General features: G+C 39.4%; 7 protein-coding genes and 1 pseudogene. All 8 read right to left on the reverse strand.

Features of this window, described 5'->3' with window-relative positions:
• Positions 1-814: UDP-N-acetylglucosamine 1-carboxyvinyltransferase (locus QZR70_RS07835; RefSeq protein WP_295794310.1), on the reverse strand; the 814-nt coding region annotated here is incomplete at its 3' end.
• Between the two features lie 167 nt (positions 815-981).
• A complete protein-coding gene (gene glpX, locus QZR70_RS07840) occupies positions 982-1,944 on the reverse strand; it encodes a class II fructose-bisphosphatase (protein ID WP_005387249.1) in 963 nt (320 codons plus the stop codon).
• A gap of 66 nt (positions 1,945-2,010) precedes the next feature.
• Positions 2,011-2,655, reverse strand: coding sequence for a fructose-6-phosphate aldolase (gene fsa / locus QZR70_RS07845; RefSeq protein ID WP_060924959.1), 645 nt, complete (start codon positions 2,653-2,655; stop codon positions 2,011-2,013).
• A 13-nt stretch (positions 2,656-2,668) separates the two neighbouring features.
• Positions 2,669-3,949: a serine--tRNA ligase gene (gene serS, locus QZR70_RS07850; RefSeq protein ID WP_295232225.1), complete on the reverse strand. Its 1,281-nt coding sequence runs from the start codon at positions 3,947-3,949 to the stop codon at positions 2,669-2,671.
• A 124-nt stretch (positions 3,950-4,073) separates the two neighbouring features.
• Positions 4,074-5,027: a cation diffusion facilitator family transporter gene (locus QZR70_RS07855; RefSeq protein WP_195186366.1), complete on the reverse strand. Its 954-nt coding sequence runs from the start codon at positions 5,025-5,027 to the stop codon at positions 4,074-4,076.
• 166 nt (positions 5,028-5,193) lie between these two features.
• Complete coding sequence (gene guaD / locus QZR70_RS07860; RefSeq protein WP_295794314.1) at positions 5,194-6,474, reverse strand: guanine deaminase; 1,281 nt, start codon at positions 6,472-6,474, stop codon at positions 5,194-5,196.
• A 101-nt stretch (positions 6,475-6,575) separates the two neighbouring features.
• Positions 6,576-6,728, reverse strand: coding sequence for a hypothetical protein (locus QZR70_RS07865; RefSeq protein WP_295794316.1), 153 nt, complete (start codon positions 6,726-6,728; stop codon positions 6,576-6,578).
• A pseudogene (locus QZR70_RS07870) lies at positions 6,718-7,075 on the reverse strand (ornithine decarboxylase); the annotation flags it as partial. The pseudogene QZR70_RS07870 and the gene QZR70_RS07865, both read right to left, overlap by 11 nt.

Consider the following 7,075-nt stretch of genomic DNA (forward strand, 5'->3'; position numbering starts at 1 on the left):
CTTCTTTTAATTTAGCTACTACTGGTTTCAAATGTTCAGGTAATGCATTTTCTACAAATACGTCACCACCAGCCATAGCAGCTGCAATCAAGTATGTACCAGCTTCGATACGGTCAGGAATAACCGTATGAATCGCACCATGTAATTGAGGTACCCCTTCAATGCGGATTACATTTGTACCAGCACCGCGGATGTTAGCGCCCATTGCATTTAAGAATGTCGCTAAATCAACGATTTCAGGTTCTTCCGCAGCATTTTCGATAACAGTTTTCCCTTCAGCCATGGAAGCGGCCATAATTACGTTTTCTGTAGCCCCTACACTTGGGAAGTCCAAGTAAATTTGAGTGCCTTTAAGGCCTTCTGGAGCATGAGCATATACATAATCTTCAGTAATTTCAATTTTAGCACCTAACGCTTCGAAAGCTTTTAGGTGAAGATCAATAGGACGTGCACCGATAGCACAACCACCTGGCATGGAGATTTTAGCCTCCCCTTTACGCGCCAAAAGTGGACCCATTACAAGGAAAGATGCACGCATTTTGCGTACAAGCTCATAAGGAGCTTCCGTAGCAGTCAATGTAGATGCATCGAAGATAATTTCATCATCTGCTTTATTACGAGTAATTTTAACCCCCAAAGACTCGATAACTTGGCAAATTGTACCTACATCTTCCAAATTTGGAATTTCAAGTAATTTACTAGGCGTTGATGCTAGCAAAGTACCGGCAATAATAGGGAGTACCGCATTTTTAGCGCTACTAACACGTACACGGCCTTCCAACCGATTGCCACCTTGAATGATTAGCTTTTCCAACAGAATTCCTCCTACACTTTTATATCGATCATCTTGTATGAACTACAAGACGTTGTATTTATAACGTCATATACTAAATGTTATTATACTATTTTTCGATATATCTCATCAAGAGAATGTGAGAAAATACTGAGAAAAAAAGCCCCTCAATTTGAGGGGCTTACTTTTTATTTTGCTTTTAAGGATTTTAGCTTTTCATCCATATGTACTGTGTCTAAGAAACGAACAGTGCCAGTTTTAGAACGCATTACGATAGTATGTGTACGCGCACCACCTGGGAAGTATTGAATAGCATTCAATAAGTTACCGCGAGTAATAGCAGTAGCCGCGAAGATAACATCATCTGTACGAACTAAATCATCCAATGTAAGTACTTGATTTACATCGGTAATACCCATTTCATGACAACGACGAATTTCTTCTTCTGTTTCTGGTTTCAAGCGGGCTTGCATATCGCCACCTACGCATTTCAAAGCAGCTGCAGCCAATACGCCTTCTGGTGCACCACCAGTACCAACAACCATGTGTACCCCAGAACCTTCAATACAACATTCCATAGCTGGGTTAACATCACCATCAGAAATTAACATAATACGTGCACCAAGATCACGGGCTTCTTTCATCAAACCATGATGACGTTCACGATCAAGCATAACAAGTGTAATTTCATCGACATTGCGATTCATTTTTGCCGCTACATTTTTGATATTTTCAGTTAAAGATTTAGTAATATCGATAGCACCTGCACCACGAGGACCAACGCAAAGTTTTTCCATGTACATATCTGGTGCATGTAACAAGCCACCTTTTTCAGCAATAGCCATAACTGCAATCGCACCATTTTGGCCTTTTGCAATCAAGTTTGTACCTTCAATTGGGTCAACTGCGATATCTACTTCTGGACCACCAGCACCTACATGTTCACCAATGTAAAGCATAGGCGCTTCATCAATTTCGCCTTCGCCGATAACTACTGTACCAGAAATACGAACAGAGTCAAATGCTTGACGCATTGCATCTACAGCAAGACCATCCGCTGCATCCTTTTGACCGCGGCCAAGTAACCGACCACTGCGTAAAGCAGCCGCTTCAACGACACGAGCAAATTCCAAAGATAATGTACGATCCATAATAGGCCTCCTTATAAGTCCTGTGTGTATTGTAATATGACTCTTACATTGAGCCGAATACTTAACTTATTGATTAGCTTGTTTCCAATCTGCCATAAATTTTTCAAGCCCTGCATCCGTCAACGGATGTTTCATAGCTTGCATAAGTACTTTGAATGGCACTGTTGCAATATGAGCACCGGCTTTAGCACATTGTATGATATGCAATGGTGTTCTCACACTAGCTGCAATAATTTCAGTTTCAATACCATGAATAGCAAATATGTCTGCAATATCTTGAATTAATGTAAGGCCATCCATGCTGATATCATCAATGCGACCCACAAATGGGCTCACATAGGTAGCACCTGCACGGGCTGCTAACAAGGCTTGATTGGCAGAGAAGATTAAAGTTACATTAGTTTTAATACCTTCTTTGCTCAAAACAGCAACAGCTTTAAGCCCTTCTGGAGTCATAGGCACTTTAATAACCACATTAGAGCCTAATTTTACTAAATCATGAGCTTCAGCAATCATACCTTCTGCATCAGAAGCAATAACCTCTGCACTTACAGGTCCCTCTACAAGATTTGCAATTTCAGAAATAACTTGTTTTAAATCGCGTTTAGCTTTCACGATAAGGGATGGGTTAGTAGTAACACCATCGATAAAACCAAAAGCATACGCTTCTTTTATCTCATCAAATTCTGCGGTATCAATAAAGAACTTCATCAAATGCCCCCTCTTATTTTGCTGCCTTGATTACTTCTACGCCACCCATGTAAGGAACAAGTACCTTAGGAATTACAACAGAACCATCAGCTTGTTGGTAATTTTCCAAGATAGCTGCTACTGTACGGCCCACAGCAAGACCAGAGCCATTTAATGTATGAAGGAATTCTGGTTTACCTTTAGGTCCACGACGGAATTTAATATTTGCACGACGAGCTTGGAAATCAGTCATATTGGAGCAAGAAGAGATTTCTCTGTACTTGCCTTGAGCTGGCATCCATACCTCTACGTCATATGTTTTAGCAGAACCAAAGCCAATATCACCTGTGCAAAGTGTAATGACACGGAATGGTAATTCCAATAAGCGCAATACTTCTTCTGCATTATCAGTTAACTTTTCTAATTCTGCGTAAGAATCTTCAGGTTTAGCTAATTTAACCATTTCAACTTTATTGAATTGATGTTGACGGATAAGACCACGTGTATCACGACCTGCAGAACCAGCTTCAGCACGGAAGCACGCTGTAAATGCAGTATAGTATTTAGGCAACTCTTCTTCGCTCAAGATTTCACCGCTATGATAATTAGTCAATGTAACCTCTGCTGTAGGGATCAAGAAGTATTCTGTATCCTCTACATGGTACATATCTTCAGCAAACTTAGGTAATTGACCAGTACCTGTCAAAGTCTCACGAGTTACCATATATGGAGTCATCATTTCAGTGTAGCCTTGTTTATCTACATGAAGATCAACCATGAAGTTAATAAGAGCACGTTCTAAACGAGCACCTAAACCTTTATATACTGTGAAACGAGCACCGCTCATTTTACCAGCGCGATTGAAATCAAGAATGTCGAGATTTTCACCTAAATCCCAATGAGCTTGTACATCAAAGTCGAATTGACGTGGTTCGCCCCATTTGCGTTGTTCTACATTTTCATCTTCATCAGCACCAACAGGAACAGATGCATCACACATGTTTGGCAACATCAATGCCGCATCACGTAATTTTGCTTCTACATCGCGAATACGATTATCAAGCTCAGCAATATCATCGCCTACTTTTTTCATTTCTGCGATTTTATCATCCGCATTTTCTTTATTGCGTTTTAATTGGCTAATCTCTTCAGTTACGGAGTTACGAAGAGCTTTTAACTCCTCTACTTTACCAATCAACTGACGACGTTCATCATAAGCGGATACAAAGGTTTCTAAATCGCCTTTCGTATGACGATTATCTAAGTTTTGTTGTACTAAATCAATATTTTCACGGACAAATTTCAAGTCTAACATACTATAAACCTCATCTTCCAACTATGCTACGAACAATATATTCAATACGTTTAAGTATACCATATATTGGTGTATTTATCATTAAATTATAAGATATCTACTAGTTTTGTCTTTAATTTTTATACTATTCATCATCATCTTCTTCTAGTAAATAATCTTTTGCCATCCATTTTCGAGTGCCTGTGAAAGAAATTGTAACCCATTTTTCCGTTGGATTCCCTCCGATTTCTTGGTCAATTTCATTGCGAATCGCATCGATTTCAGCAATCGTTTGATACGGAAAATTCTTGCGAACTAAAATATCAATTTCAATAATTCGAGTGTTGCCATATACTTGTACGCTAGAAACATAATCCTTGAAATTGTACTTTTCCATAAAGCGATCCATAATTTCCTGCACTTCATTATGTAATGAAGTTGGTGCCCACCCCAACACTTGTTTTACAGATGGGATGATAATGCGGAACGCAGACGGTATCATTTGCACCGCTAATACAACGAGAACAATGGGGTCAATATAAGCTGCCCAATCAGCATATTCAGTTCCTTCTAACATGATAGCTACGACGAAACTGATTAAGATAGCTGCTTCTAACAAAGCATCAACATACCAACTTACATTATCAAATTTAATTAAGTTGGACTGCAGACTCTTATTAATGCGACGCACATATAAGTAATATATTGTGTCCGCCACTGTAAAGAAAATAGCATAGTAAATAGCGGGTCCAAAATCTACATGACGGCCACCCGATATAAGGTCTGTAATGCCACTAGATAGGGCATAAATTACGATTAGTAATATAAAGAATCCTTCTACAGCTAGTACCAAAGGTTCAAACTGCCAATAGCCAAATTGAAAGCGCTTACTCGTTTCACGGGCTATTAACTTGGCCGTCATGAGCATCATGATCTTAATAACAACATCGACAAAAGAAAATACACCATCTAATAAGACCGCACTAGAACCGGTGACAATCCCCATTATAGTACCACTTACCGCTACAAGAGCCATTAGCCCAACAGATTGCATAAGTAACTTCTGTTCTATAGAGCGCCTTGCCCCTAATATATCCATCAAGTACCCCACTTTCTTAATTTATACATCTTTTTATTATACACCAAGGGCATTGATGCGCAACACGAGGTCAAATAAAACAGGTAGCTTGCATGCTATACAAACTACCTGCTAAAGATGTTATTTAAATTTTGTTTCCCTTTTTAACGTTATTAGAGCTGAAATATCAACCTTGAGGATTAGGTAATACGTGGCCCGCTACATAGCGCTCAACGATATGTCGATCATCACCAACATATAACCAACGCTCTAACCGCTCCTCTAAGGTGCGTTCATTCGGGTCAAATAGTGATGTATCATCAATGATAAGGGCATCTAGGTCACAACCTTTTTCAAAGCTCCCAACCTTACCAAAGAACCTGCCTCCACCCTTTGTAGCCATGTAGAAGGCTTCACTTAATGTGAGGGGCGCATAATTTGAATCTACTTCCACCCATTTCATTTTGGATAATCCAATTGCTTCTGTAAGAACCTTTGCCATTGATACCATATGACCGCCTGAGATATCAGAACCTAAACCAATGGGTATATTCCGTTTCATTAGCTTACGAATCGGTGCAATACCACTTGATAGGTTTACATTTGAAAATGGACAATGAGATACCATAGTTTGTGTTTCAGCCATACGATCCATCTCTCCATCACTCAAATGAATGCAATGAGCCATTACCGTTGGCGTCCGCCCCATCAATTTATGTTCATAATACACATCTGTATAATTTGGTGACTCAGGATATAATGCTGATACCCAATCAATTTCACCGTGATTTTCAGATAAATGGGATTGAACTGGAACCTTGTACTCTTCTGATAATGTACCAAGGCCATCCATCAACTCGCTCGTGCAAGATGGTACAAACCGAGGGGTAATAATAGGTTTTACTAAAGGGCCAAATGAAACAGATTCTTCTAACCACTCTTTAGTATCCACTAATGATTGATTCGTTTCTTCAATCAAGAAATCTGGACTATTGCGGTCCATATTAACCTTTCCAACATAGGCAGATAATCCAGCTTTTTGTAAAAGTTCCATCAACACTAATGTGCTCTCTTTATGGATAGTGCCGAACAATATGCTTCTAGTAGTCCCATTGCGCCATAAGTCTTGTACAAAGGCACCATATACTAGCCGTGCATAATCTAGATCACTAAACTTTGCCTCCTCAGGAAATGTATAGGTTTCTAACCAAGGTAAAAGTTCTTTATCCATCCCAAGGCCACGATTACAATACTGTGGAGCATGTGCATGTGTATCTACAAACCCTGGAATAATGAGATTATCACCATAATCAGTAACCTCACAATCTGCATAGGCTGGTGGAATACTTTCACCACAATATACGACTACACCATCTACGGCAATGATATAGCCATGTTGAATCGATATAAATTCAGAAGGACGCGGTGTATATAAGATATTACCTTTTAAAATAACTGTCGAATCCATATAACCTCCTCGCGTAATTAGAGCCCTAAAGTGCTAAGCTCATATAACACGCTAGTTTTTTCTTTAATAGACTATGCTATATGATTCATAGTATATGCTATTTAAATAGCAAAGTGAATGATGAACGCCACAGTCATGATGTACATAATAGGATGAATTTCATGACGACGGCCCGTTGTCAGTTTAATCAATGTATAAGAAATTTTAGTAATTCCTACAGTCCTTATATTAAATCGTATAAATTTACACTTCATATTCTTTTTTCAATACATAACCATACGCTTGTTTATAGCCATTGGCTTGTTCAGTAATGTATACACCTTGTATTTCTGGCGCAAACCCCGGCAACAGATTAATACCTTCCTCTAAAGCTAAGAAATAGTCACAAGCAGTCTTAGACCAACGCTCTCCAGGTTGCACGCATAATACACCTGGTGGGTACGGTAGAGCTCCTTCAAGAGCAATGCGACCTTCTGCCTCGCGTAGCGGTACTAATTCCCCCTTGTTACGTTGGAACTCAAAATTTGCCTTTTGTGGATTCATGACATAGTCTGGGACGAAAAGATTCTCAGGAATGCAACCCAAGTCGATATTCACAAAC

The organism is uncultured Veillonella sp. (genome assembly GCF_900545205.1).
Classification (GTDB): Bacteria; Bacillota; Negativicutes; order Veillonellales; family Veillonellaceae; genus Veillonella.

Excerpts from the sequence above, each read along its gene's own strand:
- serS (WP_295232225.1), bottom strand. The coding sequence starts at position 3,949 with ATGTTAGACTTGAAATTTGTCCGTGAAAATATTGATTTAGTACAACAA.
- glpX (WP_005387249.1), bottom strand. The coding sequence starts at position 1,944 with ATGGATCGTACATTATCTTTGGAATTTGCTCGTGTCGTTGAAGCGGCT.
- QZR70_RS07855 (WP_195186366.1), bottom strand. The coding sequence starts at position 5,027 with ATGGATATATTAGGGGCAAGGCGCTCTATAGAACAGAAGTTACTTATG.
- fsa (WP_060924959.1), bottom strand. The coding sequence starts at position 2,655 with ATGAAGTTCTTTATTGATACCGCAGAATTTGATGAGATAAAAGAAGCG.
- QZR70_RS07865 (WP_295794316.1), bottom strand. The coding sequence starts at position 6,728 with ATGAAGTGTAAATTTATACGATTTAATATAAGGACTGTAGGAATTACT.
- guaD (WP_295794314.1), bottom strand. The coding sequence starts at position 6,474 with ATGGATTCGACAGTTATTTTAAAAGGTAATATCTTATATACACCGCGT.